Annotated in this window: 15 protein-coding genes; all 15 read right to left on the reverse strand. The window is 33.6% G+C overall.

All coding sequences use genetic code 11. The features are described from left to right. Positions 1 to 7 precede the first annotated feature (7 nt). Positions 8 to 463: an NF045616 family extracytoplasmic (lipo)protein gene (locus J576_RS05870; RefSeq protein ID WP_025468012.1), complete on the reverse strand. Its 456-nt coding sequence runs from the start codon at positions 461 to 463 to the stop codon at positions 8 to 10. 1 nt (position 464) lies between these two features. Next, the gene (locus tag J576_RS05875) at positions 465 to 1,130 is read right to left on the reverse strand and encodes a hypothetical protein (protein ID WP_002054432.1); all 666 of its coding nucleotides are present in this window, start codon (positions 1,128 to 1,130) and stop codon (positions 465 to 467) included. Continuing rightward, the gene (locus J576_RS05880) at positions 1,108 to 1,650 is read right to left on the reverse strand and encodes a PAAR domain-containing protein (RefSeq protein ID WP_002054342.1); all 543 of its coding nucleotides are present in this window, start codon (positions 1,648 to 1,650) and stop codon (positions 1,108 to 1,110) included. The genes J576_RS05875 and J576_RS05880 overlap by 23 nt, the downstream gene beginning before the upstream one ends. A gap of 16 nt (positions 1,651 to 1,666) precedes the next feature. Next, positions 1,667 to 2,095: a PAAR domain-containing protein gene (locus J576_RS05885; protein ID WP_002054452.1), complete on the reverse strand. Its 429-nt coding sequence runs from the start codon at positions 2,093 to 2,095 to the stop codon at positions 1,667 to 1,669. Between the two features lie 219 nt (positions 2,096 to 2,314). Then, positions 2,315 to 3,265, reverse strand: coding sequence for a hypothetical protein (locus J576_RS05890; RefSeq protein WP_002054394.1), 951 nt, complete (start codon positions 3,263 to 3,265; stop codon positions 2,315 to 2,317). Between the two features lie 246 nt (positions 3,266 to 3,511). Beyond that, the gene (locus tag J576_RS05895) at positions 3,512 to 8,053 is read right to left on the reverse strand and encodes a PDDEXK-like endonuclease domain-containing protein (RefSeq protein ID WP_031951342.1); all 4,542 of its coding nucleotides are present in this window, start codon (positions 8,051 to 8,053) and stop codon (positions 3,512 to 3,514) included. Between the two features lie 175 nt (positions 8,054 to 8,228). After that, the gene (locus J576_RS05900; protein ID WP_002054333.1) at positions 8,229 to 8,519 is read right to left on the reverse strand and encodes a hypothetical protein; all 291 of its coding nucleotides are present in this window, start codon (positions 8,517 to 8,519) and stop codon (positions 8,229 to 8,231) included. Between the two features lie 241 nt (positions 8,520 to 8,760). Continuing rightward, positions 8,761 to 10,062: an McrC family protein gene (locus tag J576_RS05905; protein WP_002049498.1), complete on the reverse strand. Its 1,302-nt coding sequence runs from the start codon at positions 10,060 to 10,062 to the stop codon at positions 8,761 to 8,763. Between the two features lie 11 nt (positions 10,063 to 10,073). Continuing rightward, the gene (locus tag J576_RS20400; protein ID WP_002049509.1) at positions 10,074 to 12,212 is read right to left on the reverse strand and encodes an McrB family protein; all 2,139 of its coding nucleotides are present in this window, start codon (positions 12,210 to 12,212) and stop codon (positions 10,074 to 10,076) included. Between the two features lie 30 nt (positions 12,213 to 12,242). Next, on the reverse strand, positions 12,243 to 15,497 hold the full coding sequence (locus J576_RS05915) for a type I restriction endonuclease subunit R (RefSeq protein ID WP_002049506.1): 3,255 nt from the start codon (positions 15,495 to 15,497) through the stop codon (positions 12,243 to 12,245). Next, positions 15,494 to 16,873 carry a restriction endonuclease subunit S gene (locus J576_RS05920; protein ID WP_002049502.1) on the reverse strand — a complete coding sequence of 460 codons (1,380 nt, stop codon included), beginning with the start codon at positions 16,871 to 16,873 and terminating at the stop codon, positions 15,494 to 15,496. Before J576_RS05920 ends, J576_RS05915 begins: the two co-directional genes overlap by 4 nt. Further along, positions 16,873 to 19,149 carry a type I restriction-modification system subunit M gene (locus J576_RS05925; protein ID WP_002049489.1) on the reverse strand — a complete coding sequence of 759 codons (2,277 nt, stop codon included), beginning with the start codon at positions 19,147 to 19,149 and terminating at the stop codon, positions 16,873 to 16,875. The genes J576_RS05920 and J576_RS05925 overlap by 1 nt, the downstream gene beginning before the upstream one ends. Positions 19,150 to 21,036: 1,887 nt before the next feature. Next, entirely contained in the window at positions 21,037 to 22,242 is a 1,206-nt protein-coding gene (locus J576_RS05930) for a hypothetical protein (protein ID WP_024432374.1), read from the reverse strand. A 2-nt stretch (positions 22,243 to 22,244) separates the two neighbouring features. After that, entirely contained in the window at positions 22,245 to 23,291 is a 1,047-nt protein-coding gene (locus J576_RS05935; RefSeq protein WP_000027065.1) for a nucleoid-associated protein, read from the reverse strand. A 973-nt stretch (positions 23,292 to 24,264) separates the two neighbouring features. Next, on the reverse strand, positions 24,265 to 24,930 hold the full coding sequence (locus tag J576_RS05940; protein WP_000515964.1) for a hypothetical protein: 666 nt from the start codon (positions 24,928 to 24,930) through the stop codon (positions 24,265 to 24,267). Positions 24,931 to 24,934 lie beyond the last annotated feature (4 nt).

Raw genomic sequence — 24,934 nt, forward strand, 5'->3', positions numbered from 1 at the left:
AAACTTATTAAAAGCCAAGTAAATTAAGAATTTTTTCCCACCAAGATAAGTTTTTTACTTTACAGGTGTCTGTGAAATCTTGAATAGTTTTAGTTGCTGAATCAACACAAAAATTTTTACCAAAGCTAAACCTATTGGTTTCTAAAACCACCAAATATGGAGTGTTATTTTTATACTTAAAATTATCTTTTATTTCATTTGTTGTAATACATTTTTCTTTGTCTGGATATCTTTTCGAGGCTAATATTGATGAAATACTATTAACTTTATAAAGACCCGAATTGATATTTCGTTCATAAAGTGTAATGTCATAATCTCCGCTTATGTTTTTATTATTTATATAAAAACAAGGAGAATTATCTTTTATTGTTATGTAGACTTCTCCACCTGAATATTCTTTGCTCATTGCAAAAATTTGCTGCGAAAAGCATAAGCTAATGAGTATAAAAAGAGATTTATTCATATTATTTAAACCAGTAGTTTTCCTGACCTCTAGATAATGAAACTAATTGTTTATTATCTGGATTGATTAAAAATTCAGATAAAACTTGCCGAAGATTAGGTAGATTCATAACATTTTGTTTATGAAGACGTGGACTATTGTGAATAGTTTGGTATGTATGCGTAGCATCAAAATAGTGTGAAACTATTTCAGCTTGTTGCTCCATATTGTATTCATTAAACTTTTTACTTTTGTCAGCTAAGCTATACTCATAAGCTAAACTTCTCTGTGTATAGCCTCCATTAATTCCTGTGTTAATTCCTGCACGTGCATTATTAAAACCATGTTGGTATTGCCATACATGTGTCATTTCATGAATAAACCAAATTTTTAGTGTTGCATCAACATTATCCAACCCAAAATCTTTTGTGGCATTGTAATCTTCACTAGGTAGATGAATACTTCCAAAAGGAGTCATAGCATTCTTACTAGCATTTGGCATTCCTAATAGACCACCATTAATAATTTTTACTTTTGAATAGTCAATGGAATCTTTAAAGACTTCCCGTGCAAGTGTAATTTCACGAGCAGTTAAAGAACGTTGAGAACTAACTTTAACTTGTTTGACCTGATACTCATCTCCTATTTTTCTTGGCAATTTGCTTTTATCCTTTGCAACAATAGCCATTATGGTCTCCTTCTTCAGAATGTATAACTATTTCAATTTCTTCTTCATTTTTACTTGTAACTATTTCTGTATATCCTTGATCATCAGTTTTACCGTGAGTACAAAGAGCACCTGATTTATAAATTTCATAGCATACATTGCTTAGAGGAGTTTCTGTTATTTCATCAATCAGTAAATATCTTTGACCATAGTCGTGTAAGTCAACAAAATTATCCTTATTATTAGGTTGTGAGGTTACGCGAGAATAAGGACTACCACTCTCTCCTACAACATGAGACTGTTGTGGTTGAATCGTTGCGCCACATGATAATTTATCACCCACATATGCTACTGGTTTACCATCAAAAATCACATGGTCATGACTTTTAATAACTACCGACCAACACCTGCATTTAGGGCACATATGACCATCACCAGCTCTAACAAACAAATTCCCCATTTGAGAGCTTATTGCTTGCGTAGATGGAATAACTCCACCATGATCTGTAATAGCATTATGAATTGCAAAACCTTTAGCCATGATTTACTCCTTAAAATTAGTCATGACTTAAAAAGTTTTTAGGCTTTGGTTGATCTTTGTAAATTCTAATCGCAATAGTATTATTCGGACTCTCAATAATTTCATCCCCATTTTCTAAGCGACTGCCCACTAGAGCTACTGGTGCCCCATCAACAATACATGCTGTACCAGCACCAGAGATGATTTTGGAGGTTGTACCATCTGCATAAATAACATCATCTCCAACACGGGCAATAGATAATCCTTTTATTTCCGTGTTAGTAGAAGATGAATTAACTAAGCCATCATTCTGAGTTTTAGCTCCATGTACAGCTACGTAGTAGATAGCATGTGGTTTATTATTCCAATAAAGTTTTTCAGCATTAGAAATTCGTTGAATATCATTTTCTGACAGCTTTTCTAATTGTTCAATAGGAAGGTCTTGTATAAAAATAGGACTTGTCATTATGTTTCCTGTTCTAATTTTCAATACATGATATCAAAATCCTCTTAAACTAAAAAATAAGTTATATGTAATCATCTAAGATTATTAGACTAGAAGATTAATTAAAATTTCAAAAGTAAAACACTTGTATGTCAATAGAAAATTTCTTTATAAAAGACTCTCCTTCTAAGAGATATCTTTTAATTAGTTTAATTCTATTCATGTTAATAATAACTTTAATCACTCTTTAATTTTCATACTTCGCTCCACAGTAATATATTCATTAGGAATCACAATTTGTTTTTCAACATCTTTCAACTTGTAAGAAATTAAAGTATTTTTACCAATTCCTTGAAATGGAACTTCCATACCCCTAAAAATAAAAATTTGGTCTTGGCTTAGTTTTTTAGTGGTCAGTTTTGGCAATTCAATTAGATTGGCATAAGGTTCTTTGATGTATAAATTCGCTTTTTCTATTCTTACACCAGTTTTTTGCATTGTGTAATGTAAAAAAATTTTGCCCACATCTCCAATCAAAAACATAAAGATTAGTGGAGTAAGAATAAGAAATAGAGCTGATTGTATAGAGTTTTTAATCCATATTTCTAATTGCTTTAACTTTGTTTCTGCAAAAGTTTTTAGATTTTCACTTGCTTTAGGATCATCCATAATATCTCTTAAATTTTCAAACTTTAAACGATATTCTTTGACTCTCTTCTGATTAACGTAAAAAGCATAATAAAATAAAGAAATTAGACTTACTGTAATACCGATATAAGCATTAATTTTCCAATCTAATAAAAATAAAGCACGAATAATATATAGAAGGTAAATAGATACTCCCAATGTGATAATACTAATCTTTGGAAAAGGAAGTTTTTGTCCAATTCTTACATGAGATGGCAAATATTTATCAACTACACTTAAGATGAACCAAGTTACTGGCATTAAAGAGATACCAAAGAAAAATAGCATCATGCAGAACGCAGTATAGACAATAGAAAATGCTGCAAAAATCAGTAAAAAAATGAGCGTATCACCAAAGCTAATTTCCGAAGGGATGTAGCTAATTGTTAAAAGATAAGCAACCAAGCACAACACCCCTATTGCAACTATCGCTTTAGTAATCGTCAATGCTACGTCATGCCACTGCCCCAGATTATTTAAAAATCTCGTTATTAAGTCATTCATTTGATCTAACCAAATCTTATAAATTATTTAAAAATCGATGATTACCCTTTCTTAAACCGCTCCCCAGCGGAGTAATCATCTTTTGACATTTCCCCAAATTTCAGAGTATGTTTTCACATACTGTTCAATAATGTTCTCTCTTTAGTACACTTATCCCTGCTATATAATGCTTTGGGTAAAAAAAATAAATAAAATAAAAGTGGTTACTTTGATGAACCACTTTTATTGAATAATACTATGAAAAACTTATTCCATTACTAACTCATTTTCCTGAGTATCAATCATAGGGGTACATTCTAATTCTGAATCTAGCCAAACTTTATACTCAACATCCTGAATCAAACTACTCATTCCATGTGTAGGTTTTATACCCATTGAACCAAGCTTTTCCTTTAATGAAATAACCATGTTCTCACGCTCAATTGACCAACTCGATGCAAAACATCTCCAGAACGTCCAACCTGCTCGTTCTAATGCCCTTTGACGCGTCATATCATCATGCCATTGTTCTGGTCCATGATAGCTATCTCCATCACATTCAACAGCTAAACGCTGATCACCATCAGATTCAACGACCAAATCGATTCGATAGCTACCAACTTTAACTTGAGGAGTAACGGTGTATCCCATTTCATGCAATACATTAAATACAGATTTTTCAAACTCCGATTCACATAACTCTAACTTTTCTTCGAGTGATACTTTTTGATCTTCTTGCACATCATAAAAATGGTTAAGTAAATTCAATCTTAAATCTTTTGGAGATATATGATCACGACTTACAGAGTGTACAAGATACATACGTTCACGTGCACGGCTCGCAGCAACATTAAATCTCTGTTCATGATCAGATCGACTTAAAGCATGACAATTCTCAGGATCAGCTACCATAGATAAGAAAATAATATCTCTTTCTGCACCTTGAAATGCTGATGCATCTCCACATGCAAACTGTACTTGCGTAAGAACACCTGCACCAAATTCATTCAAAGCTTCTAATTGAATAAATTCAGCTTGTGCTGGTCCTAATAAAGAAATGACACCAATGGATCGGTTAACATATCTTTCATCTTTCAGAATTAGCTTCATCTCTTCAATAATTGCTTTCGCTTCTATCCGATTAATATGTTTACTATTCTTGGACTCTCTGCATCCTTGTGGCGTATAAATTGCAACAAGAGCTGGGTTTAATTGCTCAGACTTCTTTGATAATCGCATTGGCTTAATACGGTTATCATAAAAGTTCTTATTACTATAGCTAATGATTGCAGGATGACAACGAAAATGCTCAAGTAGCATTACACTTGACTCATAAATCGAAGAAGCCATATCGTACAATGACATATCTGGTGTTAAATATGCTGCATGTGGCTGGCCATGTAGATAACGATTACGCAGTACATCAATTTGAGCACTTGCAAGACCTACATTGCTTGGAGAAACTTGCTTATTATCTCCTACAACTAATAACTTTTTAGCGCGCATTAAAACAGGTAATACGTCAATTGATGACTGTGATGCCTCATCTACAATAACTAAATCGAAAAGTCCCAATTCAGCGGGCATAGACTCTGATACCTGAAGATGTGACATTACCCAACAAGGAATAGCTGCTGTTGCCTCTTTCAAAGCCACTTGTGCATCTTTTCTATAGCGTGGAGCATTCTTACCAGTTCCTTTGCCATAGTGCTGAACAGCAATTTTATAGCGCTGTAATGCAACTAATATCTTATCTGAAGCATTTTCCTTTAGCGCTAACCATGTTCTATTTGCTGACAATTGTGCATAATTTTGAGAAAGATTCTTCTCGTAAATACGACGACGCGTGTAAAAATTTTCAATTCGACTTGTATTACTAATTGTAATTACATAAGTCTCAAGACGCTTCCACTCCCAAGCCTCAATTAATGTATTACGTAATACAGGATCCTCTATTTCTTCAACATAAGGAACTTCTAGAATATCTTTACTAAGGATCACAGCATTTGTTTGACTAAGTTTAATACTCGCAGATTTAAGTCGATCAAAATCCTCACCTAGATCTTTTAAATGTGCCAATTGCTTTAATAAATCTGCATAATTTTTCAGTTCATTTTCACTTAATGAACCTGTATTAATCTGTGATATAAGACTTTTTAAATGAACCGATATTTTATTATCGAACTCTGTTAGATAGAGAATTTGATCAGACAACTGTATTTGATAAATCTCTAAATTAAATATTATTAGCTTCTGATCCAACAACTGTATCAAGTCATCAATATTTTTAGATAATCCATAAAAATCAAAAGTTTTAGCCCTATTAAAAACTTTTAGATAGTTAGTATTAAATACATCTAAATACTTGTGTTTCAGATCTAAGCATTTTTGAGTTCTATTAATAAGATGCGTAAATTCTTTTAATATTTCATCTATACCACGATTATTTAATTCAATTAAAGGAATGTCTAATTGAGCAGCAATACTATTCCATTTGCTCATAAAAATATTAAGGGTCTGCTTTCTATCAACATAATCCTTAATTTTTTTCCATTCTTCTGACGTATCAGGATATTTTCCAGAAACTTTAACTGACTTAAACAAGTTTTGTAATTCAGAAGTTCCAAAATGATACCAACTAAATGGCTTTCCTGTCTCAACAGCGCGTTGAACAGCTTCGTATTCTTTAGAGTTTGGCTGTATTTCGAACTTTAACTCTATAGGGTCTATTAATAGAGTTTTTCGGTATTCCAATAAAGGTTGAACTTCTTTGATAAGGTTTGTATAGATATCTAACTCCATACCCTTATCTTCTAAATTTATTTTCTTAAAATAACCCAATAGCCATGCTTCTGCATGATCCAAAATGAGGTTGAAATCTTCCAAATAAATTCTTAACCAATCTTTCAGAGCAGTAATTTCTGTTTCAGAAATATTATCCTTAAAACGATGTTGGTCGTTTTGTTTTAAAAACTCTTCAATCGTATCTTTCTCTTTTAAAGACTCATTTAGTTTTTTGAGACTGGTCGAATCTAACAACTTTTCAGGAGCAGGTAGAGGACCATAATTTATATATATTAAGTCTTTACCTATTTTCTTTCTTGAATCTCTCAATTGAATCAGTTCAACTTGAGAAAAAGGAAATCTATCTTTTTCCTCCAGAGTTAATTGATCTGTAAACCATGAGTAGGATCTTCTACTATCTAATACCTTCTGTACGATATCCATAGGTAATTTTTTATTACCATCTACTTCAATATTCTGATAATGCTTCTCAGCAAAGTTATATATTTCTCTATCAATCAGAGCCATTTCGTGATGATTTTGATCTATTTGTTGTTTTAGAGCTTCAATTGTTTTCCGTACTTCTGAAACATTCATTTGGGTAATTTTTTGCACAATTAAATCGATAGAAGATTCAAGCTGATTTTTACTTTCTTTACTTGAACCTATTCGACTAACCACCAAAGGTTTTAACTCATCAGGAATTTTTTCATGTACTGTTTTTAGAACATGGGATTGTTGTGCCGTTACTAGTACCTTTTTACCATTAGCCAAATAGTGACAGATAATATTAGCAATGCTATGTGTTTTACCTGTGCCTGGAGGACCTTGTACTACAACACCACTACTTGTTAGCAAATTTTGAACAATAGTGATTTGCTCTTTATTGTAAGGAAGAGGGAAATAAAGTTCTTCAACTTTTGATCCAAATCCTTCTACGCCAGAACGTCCCCTAAAACTGTAAATCTCTTTTTCAGTGCTCTCGTTATTTAACTCAGTTACTAATGATAAAGGTTGCTCAGGTATTGCTACTAAAGGATCACTGAGTTTAGTTTTTAATAGTTCAATATCATCACTTAAAATGGAATTCCTTTTAGGACGACTAAACAATACGGATGTTAAGTTGACTACTAAATTCTTAGAAGGTATCGCTCTATTTTCCGGCTCAACAATTATTCCTTTTGAGTATATATTTGTAGTAAAAGCTTCAACTAGATCAGAGTAAGTCTCACTTGCAAATAGTTGCAATGAGCGGCCATTATTTAAATTTTCTTTTAAAGCTAATTTCACCTTTCCTGAGGTAGGCAAATCATCTTCTAACAGGATGGCATCCATTTCTATATTAGCTTGTGTATCTTTAGCGCCTACACGTATCAATCCGTTTTTTTCTATTTCCATTTCTAATGGAATAGTAATTAATGGATATGAGTAAGATTTATGAGTAGTTGGAAGCACCCAATCAACTAAACCAAAGCCTGCAACAATTTCTTCACTATCGGCTGTACCACCTAAGTTAATCGCGGTATTCCATGAGAATAATTTATCATAAACAAGAATAGATTTTTTAATTTCATCATTGTCTTGTTTCCATTGTTTCCAAGTATTTTTATAGTCTTCGAATTCCTTGAATAGCTTATGAATTATTTCAATTTTAATAACTAAATCATGTGCCACAAGGTGATATGGCAATGGGAATTGATGAACTTTTTTAAGTAATAGTATTTTGTTTATATTATAAAAATTAAGAGTTGGCTCAGCTTCGATATCAACTAAAAGGTGGGAAGTTAACAATTCAGAGGGAATAGGCATAACCGAGAGCTGCAAACGTTCAATTTGGAACCACCAATCGTCGTCATTTAGTACTTTCAAACCACGTAACTGTTTTAACTCATGAGAATAAAATTTACTGCCATTAACTTCATATTGGATTTTTTGTGTATCTTTAGCTTGATGAGATACGTAATCTAACAACTGAACCAGTTTGTTTTTAGCAATATTGTTCAATTCACTTTCACAGTTCATCATTGATCTTTCTGAATTATGATTTGAAGATATTATAGCCAAAGAATAAAAATGTTTTTAATATTTTAGAAATTAAATTTATATTGATTAAATAATAAAAGCTTTTTTGTGAATAAATTATTAATTAAAAGAGTATAACGTTAACACAGCCCATGCCAACGTTATTTTTAACTTCAAATTAATTGGTATACTGCCATCTAACAACTTGATCAAACTCATCTTTATCTTGATAGTCTTCACGATCGGTGAGCGTTTTAGTAGTGTTAAATGGAACCTTTCCAGACAAATAAATTGAAATTATTTCGAAACCATCAGCATCAACGCCTTGTATTTCAACAGTGACATCTTCATCGGAATATTCACTATCTTTAAAATTAGTAATATCAGCTTTGATCGCAAATGAAACTTCATTATCCTCAAGATTAACTTTTAAAACCTTAGTAGCAATGTTATCAACCTTTACAGACATACTCCCTCCAATTTAGATAGTATTGATTAAAATTCATATTTTACCATCCATTTATCATTTTAATATAATAAGTTTTTCGCTTCTTTTTATAGATAGATAGTTTTTTTCATATTTAACACTTATAGAATTTACAAAATATATTTCACAAAGTTCAAACCACAGTATAAAGCAAGCCAACTATTAATAAATACTAAATGTTCATAAATATCTAAAACTACCCCTCCTATTTTATAAACTAAACTTAAGTCAAAATAGAAAATAATTTATTCCATTGATAGCCCTTATCCAGATCAAAAGGGATAACTCTCAATGATGCTGGTGTATCTTTTAGATTAAAACTGAAGGATAGTTCCTCTGAGAATTTCCGCTCTTGTCTTGGATAAACTAAAATCACTTCACTTGCATGATCTAAATAATAATAGCTATAGGCAAACATCTGTTGTATATCACTATCTTTCAACCCGAAACGGCGAGTTTGATTATTTTGATCTAATAATTTCCATTTAGTATCTAAAATAATTTTTTTTCTAGTTTTCTTATGTTGAATTTGGATATCAGGTTTTAATCTAAAAATTGGCCTACTCTCATAAAGACAAATATGCTGACTTGATAGCTGTGTTTTTACTTCCCAATCGTTTAATTCTCGACATAAATGATAAGCAACATAATGTTCAAAAAGTTTTTCCATAGGAAATAGTAAGCTCATTCCACGCCAACCACCATGAGTAGATACAGGCATATATTCACTTAAAATCAACTCAGTCCATGGTTTTATCTCTGCATATAGTGCGAGTAAACGCCCAGACTGCCACTGCTTGAAATCTTGAACTATATTTCGACTCTTTGGAATTTCTCCAGTCATTAAGCGAAGCTCTTGCGCAAGTTTCCAGTTTGTAGAACTTCGTGTTTTTTTACAAACGACTTCTAATGCTGTTTTGATTAATCTATTTTCAGGGCGATCAACTTCATAGATGTCATGCTCAATCGGGAAAATATGCTTTCTTGCTGGGGATTGTCGCATATGTTTGACATGGTGTAATTGCCCTCTCAAGTACTTTTGTTCTTCCTGAACGCGTTGATAATCAAAGCGTAAACCGCGTTGAATTAGTTTTTCAAAATTACAAAGAAACTGATCTATGATCCACTCATGTATAGGTTGTTTAAAACGACTTAGGTTAGCCTCCCCAGCATCACGATATGGTAAATGTAAAGATACTTTGAGCATCTTTTTTAAGAGCTCACGTTCTTTTTCAATCGCAGTTTCATTGGATTCATTAAGATTGATATCAACATGCTTGGGCAATATTTCAATACGCGTACCACATTTGGTTTCGATGACTCCAACATATTGATCTAGTCTGAGCTTTCTACGCCCAGCTAATTCAAATACTTTTGCACCATGTTTAGAAAATGAAGCCGAAAGTTCACATAAATGGTCAAAAGCAGATGCTGAAATATAAGCATGGTCTATCGTTGATTCAGGACATCCAGTACGTGCAATGCTAATGTATGCATATTCTCTGACAGTTATCAGATCAGACATTTTCGCCCCTATCAGTACTGAATAATCTTTTTGAAACTTTCAATAGAGTTAAATGAAGTCGGTACCAATTCCCAAATTTTTTTATCTTCAAAGTACCCTAATTCTTCAGAATCTACATTTGGGAATATTGCTGATGTTTCCACAGGCTTTGGCTTAAGCATTCCATTACCATTTAAAACTAAATTAATCTTTGCCCAATCATCAAAAAAATATTCTTGAAGCTGTGGAATAACTTTCTGCTTAAAAATGTTTGAGAGATTTTCTAAAGTTGGCTGTTGCTCTAGGCTCATAAAATTAGCGTGACCTAGGCAATGATCCCGATCAAGTAATATTTCAATACGTTGATTGATAACGGTTAATAATTTTTGGATATTAACCTCATCAACCGTTACTTTTGCTAATAACTCTGGTTTCGGCGGCATTTCAATGAAGGTAAAACGACGACGTAAGGCAATATCAAGACCTGTCAACGAACGATCTGAACTATTCATTGTTCCTATAATATAAAGATTTTTTGGTACACTAAAGGGCTTCCTAGAATATGGTAAAATTATAGAAAGAGACTCTTTTGCCCCTTGTCGTTTGGAGTCTTCAATTAAAGTAATTAGTTCACCAAAAATACGTGAAATATTACCACGGTTAATTTCATCAATAATCAAAACGTGATTCTGATCATTTTTATTGATTTGGACTGGTTTTATTTTAGGTTTTAAAAACTCAGCAACTGCTTTTATATAACTTCTATTATAGGCATTCTCAATTTGCTCACCTGAAAGCAAACTTTTAATTTTACTTATATTTGCATAATAAGTAGCCTTCATTTCGGAAGCTAATGGTTGACATTGGAGGGTTACACCACTACCAACATAACTTACTTTGAACTTTTTATTTTGTTGAGTATAGAGTTCTAATGGAGTTTCAGTAATCTCATCGAGAAATTTTTCTACTATTTCATCTATAGATTCTGCTTGTTGAGAAACCCCTGTAGCATTTTTACATATATCTTTAAAAACTCCAGATTTTTCGTTGTATGTTAAATTCCCTTGATCATCATTTTTAGCTTGAATTCCTTCCACAAAATCTTCATAACTAAAACTTTGATGAAAAGTGACAAACTTTATTTGCCCTTGGTTTTTATAATTATCAAACCGATTCTTTAACTCTTCACGGGTCTCAGCTTCTAGCTCTTCCAATGATTTATCTTCAATAATCGAAAGTGCATGATTGATTGTATTAAAAGTTTTCCCCGTCCCAGCAGCACCAAATAAGATACGATTTAATGGTTGTACCATCTTATTCGACATTTCTTTATCTTCCCTTGAATTACTGTTGTCTAATGATCGATGTGTATCTAATTCATACCATTCACAAAATTTTTCTAAATCATTTAAATTATTTATCTCAATGTAATATGCTTTATTACCCTTATACAAACTAGGAGCATGAGACTTCAAACCATTATGACGCCCTTCGTTTTCATCATATTTACCGAATATTTTCGAATTATTATCAATAAAATTAAATTTAAAGTATTGGTTGTCTTCTGGATCTACACCTATAAACAAAGAAGGTCTAGAGTTTTCTAAAATCAAAGTTAACTCTCGATTAGAATTATTTCTAAATCCAACTATTTTTCTGGTTGCTTCCTTAGTTTTCTGATACTTTGTTTTTAAAAAATTGTAAGCTTCTAAAGTTGTAAAATAGTCTTCTACTTCATAATTTACAGGGTATAAATCTTCACCTGAGTAGTCTAAGTCAAACTCCTCTGTGAATGTCTTTACCTTATCTAACCAGCCTTTTAAATTTAATTCTTTTTGTATAGATTGAACATAAGCTTGTGGTAGTACGCCCTCATCAACACGTAATAATCTATATGTTTGATCTGTAATGTACGGCATAAAACTTCCATTCTTTTCCAAATGAAGTACAAATAAGAAATCTTCTACTCTCTTCGCTTGAACTTTCTTTCTTCCAAACCCTAAATATCCATATTTAGACGAACCTGCATGATAAATATCTATTTCAGGAAATACTTGCTTAATTTCCGATAATAATTCCCAGAACCATTTTTTTTGTTCTTGAGATAAAAGTGCAACATATTCACTAATACGAGGCAAATTAAATTTTTGCTTAAACTCTTCTAATTCCATGAATTAAATAACCTTATGCCTTATCTATTGTCATCTTGTTTTTTGCTGACTCACTAAAACATCATAAATAATATTTGCAAACTGGCGCATCTTAGCTGGATCACTCATTAACTGTATAGTCTGCTCATTATGTGCAGTATTACTATCTAAAACAGCATCATCTAAAGCACTATCAAACTCACCCAACATTGCTTGTTCACGAGTATTATTTTCAATTTGCTTCATCATTTTAGTGTTTTCAGACATCTTGTCTGCTACCGTATATACATAATTAAGCATGTCCTGATCTGTCAGTTTATCGGTAATAAATACTTCATTTACACGCTGCAAGATGACTGATAAAAATTCTTCATTTTTATTTTTTGGCTTTGCCGTACCCAAATCATTAGCTGGTTCTAATTTATGTTCAGTACTATTGGCTTTAAGTTGGATATCCTGCTGCCGAATCTTAGAGAGTCGATAATGACTCATAGCAACATTACTTAAGTCAATCACATCTTCATCAGCTACTTGCTCACGCAATAACGGTCGTAAGTTACGAGCAAACAAACTGATTTTTTCGAGCTCTTTATCGTTATATTCTACAATCTGTGACATAAATTCATAAAAGCGCGTAAAACTACCTAAATCCTTTTTAAAGATTTCGAGTGCATCACGCGCTTTTTTCGCTTCGGCAAATTCATTTTCAGCATTGGCAATTAAAACGGGTTCGCCTGTTCGCTTAGTAATTTCCAAACGATTTTTTGTCACATCATAATCATTGATTGCTTTCGTATAACTTTGCTGCCAACGTTGCATTGCAGGTTTACAAATATTGGCGAGTGCAGCATTGGATTTATTTTTGCTATAGAAAGCATCAACAAATTGTTCAACTTCGGTCATTAAGAAAATACGTGCTGCTTTAAGTTTTTCAGCTAAGTCATAGACAATATCAGGGTTTGAGACATCTGCTAGTTCAGCTGTTTGGTAGTAGGGTTGGAACGCATCCAAAATATCCTGCGGATCGTTAAAAAAATCCAGTACAAATGTGCCGGACTCTGCCTTACCAGGATAGATACGATTTAAGCGTGATAAGGTTTGTACGCATTCCACACCACCTAATTTTTTATCGACGTACATCGCACAAAGTTTTGGTTGATCAAAACCTGTTTGGAACTTATTTGCCACAATCATTACTTGAAAGTCATCACTGTCAAATGCCTTACGCATTTCACGGCCTTTCAAGTTCAAATTCATATTGCTTTCAGTAAATTTTTGCCCAAGTAAATGACGGCTGTCCGCATCATTTTCAGCAAATTCTACTTCACCTGAAAATGCCACCATCGCTTGAATATTGGCATAATTTTGTTCAGCCACATATTTATCAAAGGCTTGCTTATAGCGTACAGCTTCTTTACGTGAACTCGTTACCACCATCGCCTTTGCTTGGCCACCCAATAGGCCCATTACATTCTTTTTAAAATGCTCAATGATCACACGTACTTTTTGAGAAATATTATGGTCATGTAAACGTACCCATTGATTTAGTTTAATCTTGGCTTTTTTTGCATCGACCTGATCGTCTTTTTCTTCAATTTTCTGCTTTAACTTATATATGACTTTATAGTTTGTATAGTTTTTTAAGACATCCAAAATAAAGCCTTCCTCAATTGCTTGGCGCATTGAATAGACATGATAAGCTTCAGGTTTATTGGTTTTAGATGGTGGTAAACTTGGATTGGGCAAACGTCCAAATAGCTGTAGCGTTTTATCTTTTGGCGTTGCAGTAAAGGCATAATAACTTAAATTATAATTACCAATTCGAGCTGCCATTGTTTCTGAAATTTTTTCATTTGTAGATTTATCTTCATCAAATTCATCAGACATTAATACTTTTTTTAGTTCAACTGATGTCTTACCACTTTGAGAAGAATGTGCCTCATCAGCAATTACAGCATATTTGCGTTCTTTTAAACTAGTACTATTTTCAATTGCATCAAGTACGAAAGGGAAAGTTTGAATAGTCACAATAATAATTGGCTGCGCCATTTCCAATGCTTTTGCCAATTTCTCAGATTTGGAACCATCACCCTCTTTATTGTTGATTCGTCCGACCACACCGTCAGCATGTTCAAACTGATAAATCGTATCTTGTAACTGCGCATCGAGAATAGTTCGGTCAGTCACTACAATCACTGAATCGAACATCTTTTTATTGTTAGCATCATATAGGCTAGACAGTTGATGTGCGGTCCATGCAATTGAATTAGATTTACCTGAACCTGCACTATGCTGGATCAGATATTTTTGTCCTGTGCCTTTTGCCAAGGAGTCTTCGATTAATTTCGTCACAACTTTCCACTGGTGATAACGTGGAAAAATCAGGCTTTCTTTTTTATATTTACGTCCTTCCCAATCTTCTTTTTCTTCAATCTGTAAATGAATAAAGTTACCAATAATATTAAGCAAGCTATCTGGGGTTAGAACTTCATTCCACAGATAACCTGTGGCATATTCACTCACATCTTCAGGTACGTCATTACCTGCCCCCTGTTCTTTGGTGCCTTTGTTAAATGGCAAGAAATAGGTATTGTCACCATTGAGGTGAGTTGCCATATAGACTTCATACTGGCTCACCGCAAAATGTACCAATGCGCCTCGTTTAAAGGTCAATAACGGTTCTGGTTTATTGGTTTCAGGGTCTTTTGGCAGACGTGTTTTTTTATACTGTGCCATGGCATTTTGCACGGCTTGTTTAAATTCTGACTTAAGTTCTAGCGTTGCGACTGGAAAACCATTAATAAACAGGACTAAATCGATGCGCCATTTTTTTGCTTGTTTACCTGTCGCTTCGAGTTCGGCTTTGTTGGCATATGGGCTATATACTAATTCAGGTACAACACGACAAATATTCTGTTTATAAATTTCATTTAAGTGTGGGTTTAAACCATGTTCAGGTTTAAACTGGCAAAATGAAAAGCGTGTACCTCGGGTTTTCAGTCCATGACGCAATACGCCCAAAGTCCCGTAACTGCGGGATTCAATATCGGTGGCGTTAATATCCGCTTTCTTAAGCTGTGCCACTACGGTATCTAAAAAATGACGCTCCGTATCATTGGGAAAAATACTTTTAAATTTTTGCCATTCGAAGTCTTGGGTCTTTTGTACAAAGTCTAAAACATCTTGTTCGTATATGGCTTTTTCACGGTTGTAGCCCTGCGCTGAACCCACCAGCCAACCGTGGCTTTGCATTTGTTCAATAATGTCTTTCTGAAAAATCGTTTCTAAAGTTGCATCCGATCTCATGCACTTAACTCCATGTTATCTTGATTATTATTTTTATTTGGGCTTTGCCAATGACGAACGTCAATTTTTCCTGTTACGGCTGCGGAAATAAGCGCTGTACGGCGTTCTTGCATCAATTGAATTGCGGATTCAGCTTTTAAAATTAATGTGTCAATTTTAGCGGTTTCTTGGTCTAGGAATTTGACGATTTCAAACTGCTCAGCAAGCTCAGGAATAGGAATATAAAATTTATTCAAATCAGCTTGGAATAAATGAGGCACTCCCATTCCTCCCTTAATTCTTTGAATGGTATTTACCATAAAACTACTTGTAAGTAGATAAAGTAAGAATTCACTTGTTAAATTTTTATAAGGCGTAATTACCGCAATAGAACTATTGACAGTAGCAGGTTTTGGCAAATCACGGACGATATTAACTGTGCCCAATGTAGAGCCATCTTTTGTTAATAATATATCTCCAATATTTAATTTTATTTCTGGTGACTCCTCATAACGTTGCTTATTAATATAGTTAACATTATTAAAGTCTATCTGTTTTCCTTTTATATTAGGTGTAGCAAGGAATATATAGCCATCATCTACATATTCATCAGCTTTCAAGCCTTTCCAACCAAGTCTTGCTCTAATCCACGTTTCATATCCCAAGCGAGAAACCATCCACTCCAGAGGTACTTGCCCTAACCACTCTACACCTGAATCTTTCATGGCTACTTTGGGGTTTAAACCTTTAGTCACGGCATGGCTAATCACCGTCTGACGTTTTTCTTTTAGCAGTTCAATCAGCTTTTCTTGCTTGGCAATGAGGTTGTCGATTTTTGTGGTTTCATGGTCGAGGAAATTTGCAATTTTTTTAATTTCTTCATCATTAGGTAATGGACAATCCATATCTCCAAGATGCTCTAAATTAAGACCATCTCTTAAATCTCCCCCAGCCATATTTCGGATGTTTTGATAGTTTGAGGTTATCCACCAAAATAAATAACGGGCGTAACTTAAATCATTAGGAATAATCGCTCCCATTGATTGATTACAAGTAGTATTTATACCCAGTTGAGCAACCATACCTTTAGTTTTTCCTTGCCCAGCCAATGCCATGACTAAAGCTTTTTGAGGAATCCATTTAGCACTGCTATTCTCATAAGCAGTTTGAGTAATATATGTTGACGGTTCTAAAATATACGTCTGATTTACTGCCCCTGAATTAATCCAAGGTATTGTTCCATTTTCCCAATAGCTTTCGATAGTTTTAGATGGTGTTCCACCTGCATAAATTGTCGATATCCATTTCAAATGAACACTATTCCAATGTATAGGTAATTTATCCGTCCATTCACAGCCTGAATCTTTATATTCAACATATTTCTGATACTTTGCCATTATGAATGCACCTCTTGGAGAAGCGCCATAATTTCACGGCTCACTGCATCCAAATCTGCATCAATTTCGGCTAAATCACGTGGCGGTTGATATACATAAAAATGACGATTAAACGGAATCTCATAACCGACTATGCCAATCTCGCCATCCTGTGCATCACGCTTATCGGCATTAATCCATGCATCAGACACATGCGGTTGTACTTCGCGTTTAAAGTAAGACTCAATTAAATCAGTTGTACTTTGACTTGGATCCAGTGCAATATTTTCCGCATCACGCAAATCACCATCCTGTACAAACTCAACTATTTTGCCTTTATAGCTAAACTGACCATATAGCGGATTTTCTTTCGCTTTAACAACTTTATTAATTACAGGTTCAGCTTCAGGATTTTTCCAAGTGATGGCATCCAAGAACTGCTTTTTCTCTTTCGCTTCGAGTTTAATACTGGTGTCTTTTAAAGCCTGTTTGAGCAGCTCATCAAAGGCATTAAAATCGTTATGCTGCGCTATACCTATCTTGGTTTGTAAGCTTTGTACTTTACGCATTAAAGCCCGTTGCTCTAACCAGAGTTTTGGCTCAAGTACAGTTTTAATATCTTTTTCCTTCAATTCGCTAAATTCAGCTTTGATCAATGTACGAATTTCAACGTGTTGATCTTCACTCAACTGTCCATAGCTTGTTTCATTCCAATCTTTGCCATAGCTTTCATAGACTTTTTGCATCACGGCATTAAATGGCTTAGGTGCAAAACGTAAAGTTGCAATTCGGTCATCAGACAGTTGCGCTGATAAACGTAACGGACGTTCAATGGTCACACGGCGATAGCCAAACTCATAGCTGTTAAAAATTTTGCTTGAGAATGGTTTTTGCTGTTCACCTTCACCATCTAAAGTCAGTGTATCTACCGCTTCAAACGCTCCATAGTTTTGGGTAATTGTCTTAATTTCTGATTCTGTTAGATAGTTACGCTTTGAACCAAGTGACTTACGCATTTTCGAGCTGAGGTTCGATGCATTAATTAAATGCACTTTGCCTTTACGTTCAATATCTTTCTTATTGCTGAGTACCCAAACATAGGTCGCAATGCCTGTGTTATAGAACATGTCTGTAGGTAAGGCGATAATTGCTTCAAGCAAATCCGCTTCTAAAATATAACGGCGGATTTCACTTTCACCACTGCCTGCACTACCTGTAAACAAAGGTGAACCATTTAAGATGATACCAATTCGACTGCCTTGACCAGTGCTATCCACATCACGCATCTTGCTAATCAAATGCATCAAGAATAACAGTGAACCATCAGACACACGGGGTAAACCAGCTCCAAAACGACCATTAAAGCCTTTTTGTTCGTGCTCATCTTTAATTTCATCTTCGATCTTTTTCCAGTCCACACCAAATGGCGGATTTGACAGCATATAGTCAAATTTTTCATAAGTGAGCTGATCGTTAGATAATGTATTTCCTAGCTTAATATTACGGACATCTTGTCCTTTAATTAGCATATCTGCTTTACAAATAGCATAGGACTCTGGATTAAGTTCCTGACCAAAAACACGCATCACTGCTTCAGGATTATGCTCATAAACATATTCCGTACCCGAAGATAAGAAACCACCTGTCCCAGCAGTTGGGTCATAAATGGTCCGAATCACTCCTTCTTTATTTAAGGCATCATCATCTTGGCTAAAAATGAGGCCAGTGGTGAGTCGTACAATATCTCGTGGAGTAAAGTGCTCCCCTGCGGTTTCATTCGAACTTTCAGCAAAACGTCGAATAAGCTCTTCAAATACTAAGCCCATATCATGATTAGAAATATTTTCTGGACTTAAATCGGTTGAAGCAAATTTCTGAATGACTTTATAAAGTAAGTTTGCATCATCCAATAAACCCGTAAATTCATCAAACTTAAAATGTTCAAAGATTTCACGCGCATCTTTTGAAAAGTGTTGGATGTAATTACCGAGATTTACCCGAATATTCTTTTGCCCTAAACTACTCAAATCAAGCTCTGAGGTATTAAAAAATGACAGGCCCTTTGTTGCCTTTAATAACATTTTTTCTTTTGCTTCTTCTGGTAAAGGCATCGCCTTCACTTTCTCATTTGTCTCTAAGACACTGGTTTTACTACTCTCAAACACACATTCTAAACGACGTAGTAATGTAAAAGGTAAAATTACTCTCCCATATTGGGACTGCTTAAAATCTCCTCGTAATAGGTCAGCAACAGACCAAATAAAAGCAGCAACCTGAGAAAAGTTCGTATTTGTCATGTTTACTAAAACCTTGTGTACAACTGTTAATTTTAATTCGTCAATAAAAAAGCCCCAAATAATTAATATTTGGGGCTTTTCGAATCTTGGTGGGATGGCGTCAATTGAACAAATATAATAATATACTGATTTATATTAATTAATTTTTATAAAAAAATCCCAGTGTACATAATAGTGTACAAATTATATGTTGCTGGCCTATTTCCTTCGGGTTTGGTTGCTATATACGGAGTACAACTCATGTATTAAACACCTTACTGGCAATCCAGTAACACTACCCTACTCCACCACTTACACGGCATCACTTCGACATCTCGTCAACGCAATTTTGCGTTCGGCTTTGTTTTCAAAGGTTTATCCAGAATTGGACGCACCTAAAACCCGATAAAACCCTATCAACTCTTAGCATTAGCTCTTAATAAAACGTAGTCTTTTATCCAGGTAGCTACTACGAATTTCTCGTAGTAAGGCACTGTATTTGAAACGTGGAATTGTTTTTTAACTTTTGCCAGTGATGAAGCTTAATAGACATGTTTCCCTTGATGTACCTTGATGAAATGAGATTCCTTAAAATAGCGATAAACCTTGTTGTGTATAGCTTCAAGGTCATTTTAATAGTCTTTCTACTGGTGTCCTATCAAGGATAGCTGAATAAACGTTGTAAAGAATAATTTAAGGCCGTTTTGTTTTACGTAGTTTTACGAAATCAATTTCATTAAATTCCTGTATGCCTTGCTATGACTGGCATAGATGGCATTTTTCATAAATACGCCGTAAAGCAAAAATTAATTAGATGAAATAAGCCATTCACGTTGATGGAATAGAAAACTATCCATGTTTTTAGGCATGTTTTTTAATTGATTACTGGGGAATATTGCATGCCCCTAGAACGACAAATCCGCTTTACTTGTTGGACGTAGTTGGACAAAACAAGGTTCTATTTGAATCGCTATACTCCCTATATAGCTTAGATTTGAGTTGGTTTTTTAAGGGCTTTTTAGTTTGCCTTGTCCAACAAGATTTAAGGCTATTTTGTGATACGTAATGCTATAGATTAAGAGATATAGAAATCTCCCTATTAGATTTCAAATCTATAAGGGTGAATTTCCGATTCAACAATCTAAATTTGTTATACGTAGTTATACGGATTTACCTTGACGTACCTTGACGAAATATCACTTTTAAAACTTTACTAAAATTGACTGTGCTTCATTATTGATAAGGCCTTTAGCTGAATAGGCAGGCTGTTTTAAATATCGGTCTGTCAAGGTAAATTGCTTGTATCTTGTATAACAAGATTTAATCTCTTTTTTCCTATCTTGCTGTACGTAGCTGTACGGATTTACTTGGACGTACTTGGACAAAACTTCATTTTATAGCCCTCTCTAAAATCCCCTTGATGCTCGGTCTATAAGGCTTTCCACTAAATTTGGATGTGGTTTAAAACATAAAGTTGTCCAAGTAAATTGCACCTGTCTTGTACAACAAAATACATGGCTATTTTTACCATTATTTTTAGACGGATTGGTGGAAATGGCACACAACTTGAAGCAATTTAAAATGTGGCCAAGTTTTGCTAGACGTAGCTAGACGAAATCATTTTTTAGGTTGACAGAACGGGGATTTATCAAAATTAGCTAAAGCCTTGCTATACATGGGTTTGATTGAAATTTAAAGTCTAATTACTACCAAAGGCCGTCTATCTAAATTTAAATAGCCACACTTTTTATCGCTAAAATTGTCACTTGTTTACACTTTAAAAGTGGCATTTAGAGGGAAAATTCTAGTTTCACAATCTGGTTACATCATATTTTAATTTTCAAATAGTGGATTTCTCTTTTTATAAATACTGATCTATAAAAAAGCCCTTTCAGGGCTTTTTTATTTCTAGACAATACTACTTTGATAAAAAAGGTATGCCGTATACACACCTAATGCAACACAAATAATAATCGCCACATAAATGTAAGACATTACTCTATCGAACTTATCATTTACTTCACCTTTTATTGTTCTAATTTCTGCATCTACATCTTCAAATTTTTTTTCTAATTCATCAAAAATATCTAAATACTCTTCTTTCACTTGATTAAGTGTATTACGTTGCCCATGTACATTAAGAATCATAATAAATATCATTGATAAAACGGTCATTAATACAATGAAGTTTTTGGTATATATAAAACTACTAATAGTTTTCATGGTAGTCATTTGGGCTGTAGCGAACCAAATACCTGCTGGTATTGCAAACATTTTTGTAGCGACAGAATCGAAAGTATCATTCAATTTTTTGATGTATTCAGTTTTCTTTTCTTTATACTCTTTTCTCACCTTATCAAAGGTATAATCCTCTACATAGCTTTGATAACTATGATTGATATTCGTAATCAAGGGATTCAAGTTACGAATAAGATAGCTAAATCTAACATCTTCAATTTCGTCTTTAACAAAAGACGTTAATTCTTTGCACATCAGATTAATAATAGCCTCTCGGTGCATATCTTGATGTTTGAACTTACCTAAGCTTTTAGTATCAATCGGATAATTTAAATCATCTTCACAAGCTTTAATTTTAAACTTATAACTACGATTATAAAAAATACAATCTTTGTCTGCATTAGACTCCTCAGACAAAAATTTAATGAATGAATATAGTTCACCCATGGCAAGATAATTTTTATATTTACTATCACTAGAGTCAATATCAAAATAATCTTCGACATCTGTTAAAAAAATTTTCTTTATAGGATTCTTTATATAATGTTCGTATTTAAGAACTGTATTCCAGCTATCACAAACAATGAAATCGTGTCCCAAATTAATATTAGTTTTATTTAATTTAACTTCAAAAATGTATTTACTATTAAATTGACTGCTTTGAATTCTCTCTAAATCTACGCCTGATCCACGTTGCTTCCCTTCAACTTTTACATCAAGGCTGCCAGCAGCCAATGAGTATGCATTTAAAGCTTTTAGAGAAGCAAGTTTGTCTGCATCTAGTTCCATCCAGCTTACAAATTGGTCACAACTTTCCTGTCTGTCTTGCATAGACAGAAAGATGTCACGATAAATTTGTACTGGATTCATAGTCATTTCTATTCATCTGAATTGCTTGCTGTTGTAGCTGCTTTAAGTTCTGCTACCAAACTATCCGACAGTAATGAGCTGTCGATCTTGAGTATATCATTTTCAAATTTAATTTTATCGTTCAGCAAAGCTTTTGCAAAAGTAATTGAAAGGTCCTTTCGGCTACTACTAAATTTCTTAAATCCCTTTAATTCTGTTTTACTTATTTGCAAAATTCCTGACAAATTATGCCCTTCGCTTGCATATTCAAAAAACTCATTACTATCAGCAGGAAAAACATGTTTTGCTACATTCGACAAAACAACATCGTCACCTTTGGTTATACAATCATTAATATATGAGTGGGCTAAAGCAAGATAGTCATCTGCAGCAGTTTGGGATAGTTTAAGTTTCTCAGTAGCAAAGGATTCAATAGCTTCTTTTAATTTCTTTGTTTCTTCATTTGCAGCTTGTTTATCGACTTCACAACCAATAAATTTTTGAAAATAATCAGTTACCTGTTCTGACTGACCATTTTTAAAACGAATATATCGTTCCGAAAACTCATCACGCCACTCTGTAATATTGATTGTTGCACCCAAATGCAATTTATCTAGATCCAGAATTTCTTTGGCAATAAAATTAAGATCAGGATTAATGTCAGTCGCATTCGATTTATTAATTACAGCAACTGCTAACTTGGTATGTTCATCACCTTTAAACTCAAAAAAAACAAGAAAACCACCAGTAATACTTTTATTTTCAACAAGAAAAGTTTTAAAGTATTCTGCCAACTCTCTTGTCATTTCAACAAAGTCTAGACAATTTTCACCAGAATAAAAATTATCTAACCCTTGTTCAAAGGCTGGTTTCTTTTCTGTATCATTCCCAATAGAAAACTGTCCTACCATTAAACTAGAACTAGAAAAAAGTTTTAATAATTTTGCTGCTAATTCACCATTTAATGATCTTAAATCATTCTCTGTATCTTTGATCTTAGCAATTAATGTTTCTGTACTTTTTTTTTCTTCTTTAACGCGTCGAATTTCGTGAACAATAATATGTTGGATAGACATGATACATCTCTAGAGTAAATAATTAGATTCAGTGAAAGTTCTTTAAATCAATAGATGGAATAACCCCCCTACCCTATAGGGAATTCAGCCATAGGTATTACATGCTTTAATAGAAACTCGATATATCTTTAGATGTTCAACCATTCATGAGCCCCCTCATATGTTTGATCTTAAATAATTCTTATAAGGCCTCTTTAAAGGAGTACTCCAATATTCTTCAGAAGCTATAAAGCCCATTCACTAGGGCTAAATAAGGTTTAACACTATAAGAGTGTTAACTTTTTATCCTATTGTATTCACTTGTGAATATATTTCAATTAGTGAATACAAAAATATGAACTAATATGCACCAATATGGTCTAATAAAAATAATCCAAACAATTGCAATACATCCGCCCGAATCTCTGTTACCTCTCGATCTATGCCATTTTTAGTCTTTCCACTTCCCAGTACACAATGAACCCTCAATATATGCCTTACTGCCATTCTTGAGATATTTGCTAAACGTCCGTTGCTGCTGATTCTGTGCCATTAAAGTTATCTCTTTTTGTTATACATGGTCATACAAAATTAAAAAATGAATGGAAAAATTTAGTCAGCCTTCAAAGGAGAATTTAAAGACATTTACTCTTACGTAGTCTTACGAGATAGTATTTGCCAAAAAAGTCGTAAAGCTTGTGCTATATAGGTTAGAACCTATTTCACCTTTGTTCAAAGATAAAGTTGCTTTCTGTAGGGGGCGTCAAGGTAAATTGAAGATAGGCTGTCTAGCAAAATCATACAGTGTTTTTACACCATTTAAGATGAATTTAGGTTGACGTAGGTTGACAGAATGGGGATTTATCAAAAAGGGCTAAAGCCTTTCTATACATAGGTTTGAGTGGTATTTATTGCCTAATTTCTATCGTATGCCGTCAACCTAAATTCAAGGTGCCTGAAACTTAATTATTCAATAGCCTTTAATCAGACACTATTAATCGAAGATAGGTAAACTCCCTTTAAAAAAAGGGAATTCAAAAAGTGCTATTTCTCTTATTTCTTGTGCCAAAGCATCATCGCCATCGCTATGATTCCCAACATTTAAGTAATAATTTTTCCCATTGCAATGATGGTAAATAATCCACTCACCAGTTAACTTTCCATCATTAATTCTATCTATATATTGCTTCCCAGAACACAAGTATCCTAAGGCTTCAATTCTTTTATCCTGAGGAATTTCAGAGTTATTGAATATATCGCAAAATTCTTTAAAAAAAGTATTATTGAATATCTTCTGCTGCTTATTATTCAATCCCATCTGCTGCTTAATATTCATTGCCATAGATTTAAGCCCGACCTGCTCATAATGCTTATGCCATAACCCTTCTAGGGGCTGTTTAATGAATTTCGTTGCAGGCTTCATTCGTTTATAATGTTTACTTGGTTTTTCTAATTCCCTAATTTCATTAATAATACTATCTAGGTGAGCTCCACACATAAATGCATATAACATTTTTATGATAAAAACAGTTGTGAATCTTGATTCTGTAATTATTTCTAAATTGCTCATTAATAGCCAATTGAAAAAAAAATGAACCTCTTGCGGCAGGTTTTCATTATTAGTTTTTAAATTTTCATAAATTTTTTCTATTTTGCCCATAGAT

It is taken from the genome of Acinetobacter sp. 766875 (assembly GCF_000582055.1).
Classification (GTDB): Bacteria; Pseudomonadota; Gammaproteobacteria; order Pseudomonadales; family Moraxellaceae; genus Acinetobacter; species Acinetobacter nosocomialis.

Excerpts from the sequence above, each read along its gene's own strand:
- J576_RS05900 (WP_002054333.1), bottom strand. The coding sequence starts at position 8,519 with ATGTCTGTAAAGGTTGATAACATTGCTACTAAGGTTTTAAAAGTTAAT.
- J576_RS05880 (WP_002054342.1), bottom strand. The coding sequence starts at position 1,650 with ATGGCTAAAGGTTTTGCAATTCATAATGCTATTACAGATCATGGTGGA.
- J576_RS05905 (WP_002049498.1), bottom strand. The coding sequence starts at position 10,062 with ATGTCTGATCTGATAACTGTCAGAGAATATGCATACATTAGCATTGCA.
- J576_RS05870 (WP_025468012.1), bottom strand. The coding sequence starts at position 463 with ATGAATAAATCTCTTTTTATACTCATTAGCTTATGCTTTTCGCAGCAA.
- J576_RS05925 (WP_002049489.1), bottom strand. The coding sequence starts at position 19,149 with ATGACAAATACGAACTTTTCTCAGGTTGCTGCTTTTATTTGGTCTGTT.
- J576_RS05930 (WP_024432374.1), bottom strand. The coding sequence starts at position 22,242 with ATGACTATGAATCCAGTACAAATTTATCGTGACATCTTTCTGTCTATG.
- J576_RS05875 (WP_002054432.1), bottom strand. The coding sequence starts at position 1,130 with ATGGCTATTGTTGCAAAGGATAAAAGCAAATTGCCAAGAAAAATAGGA.
- J576_RS05895 (WP_031951342.1), bottom strand. The coding sequence starts at position 8,053 with ATGATGAACTGTGAAAGTGAATTGAACAATATTGCTAAAAACAAACTG.
- J576_RS05890 (WP_002054394.1), bottom strand. The coding sequence starts at position 3,265 with ATGAATGACTTAATAACGAGATTTTTAAATAATCTGGGGCAGTGGCAT.
- J576_RS05935 (WP_000027065.1), bottom strand. The coding sequence starts at position 23,291 with ATGTCTATCCAACATATTATTGTTCACGAAATTCGACGCGTTAAAGAA.
- J576_RS05940 (WP_000515964.1), bottom strand. The coding sequence starts at position 24,930 with ATGGGCAAAATAGAAAAAATTTATGAAAATTTAAAAACTAATAATGAA.
- J576_RS05920 (WP_002049502.1), bottom strand. The coding sequence starts at position 16,873 with ATGGCAAAGTATCAGAAATATGTTGAATATAAAGATTCAGGCTGTGAA.
- J576_RS05915 (WP_002049506.1), bottom strand. The coding sequence starts at position 15,497 with ATGAGATCGGATGCAACTTTAGAAACGATTTTTCAGAAAGACATTATT.
- J576_RS05885 (WP_002054452.1), bottom strand. The coding sequence starts at position 2,095 with ATGACAAGTCCTATTTTTATACAAGACCTTCCTATTGAACAATTAGAA.
- J576_RS20400 (WP_002049509.1), bottom strand. The coding sequence starts at position 12,212 with ATGGAATTAGAAGAGTTTAAGCAAAAATTTAATTTGCCTCGTATTAGT.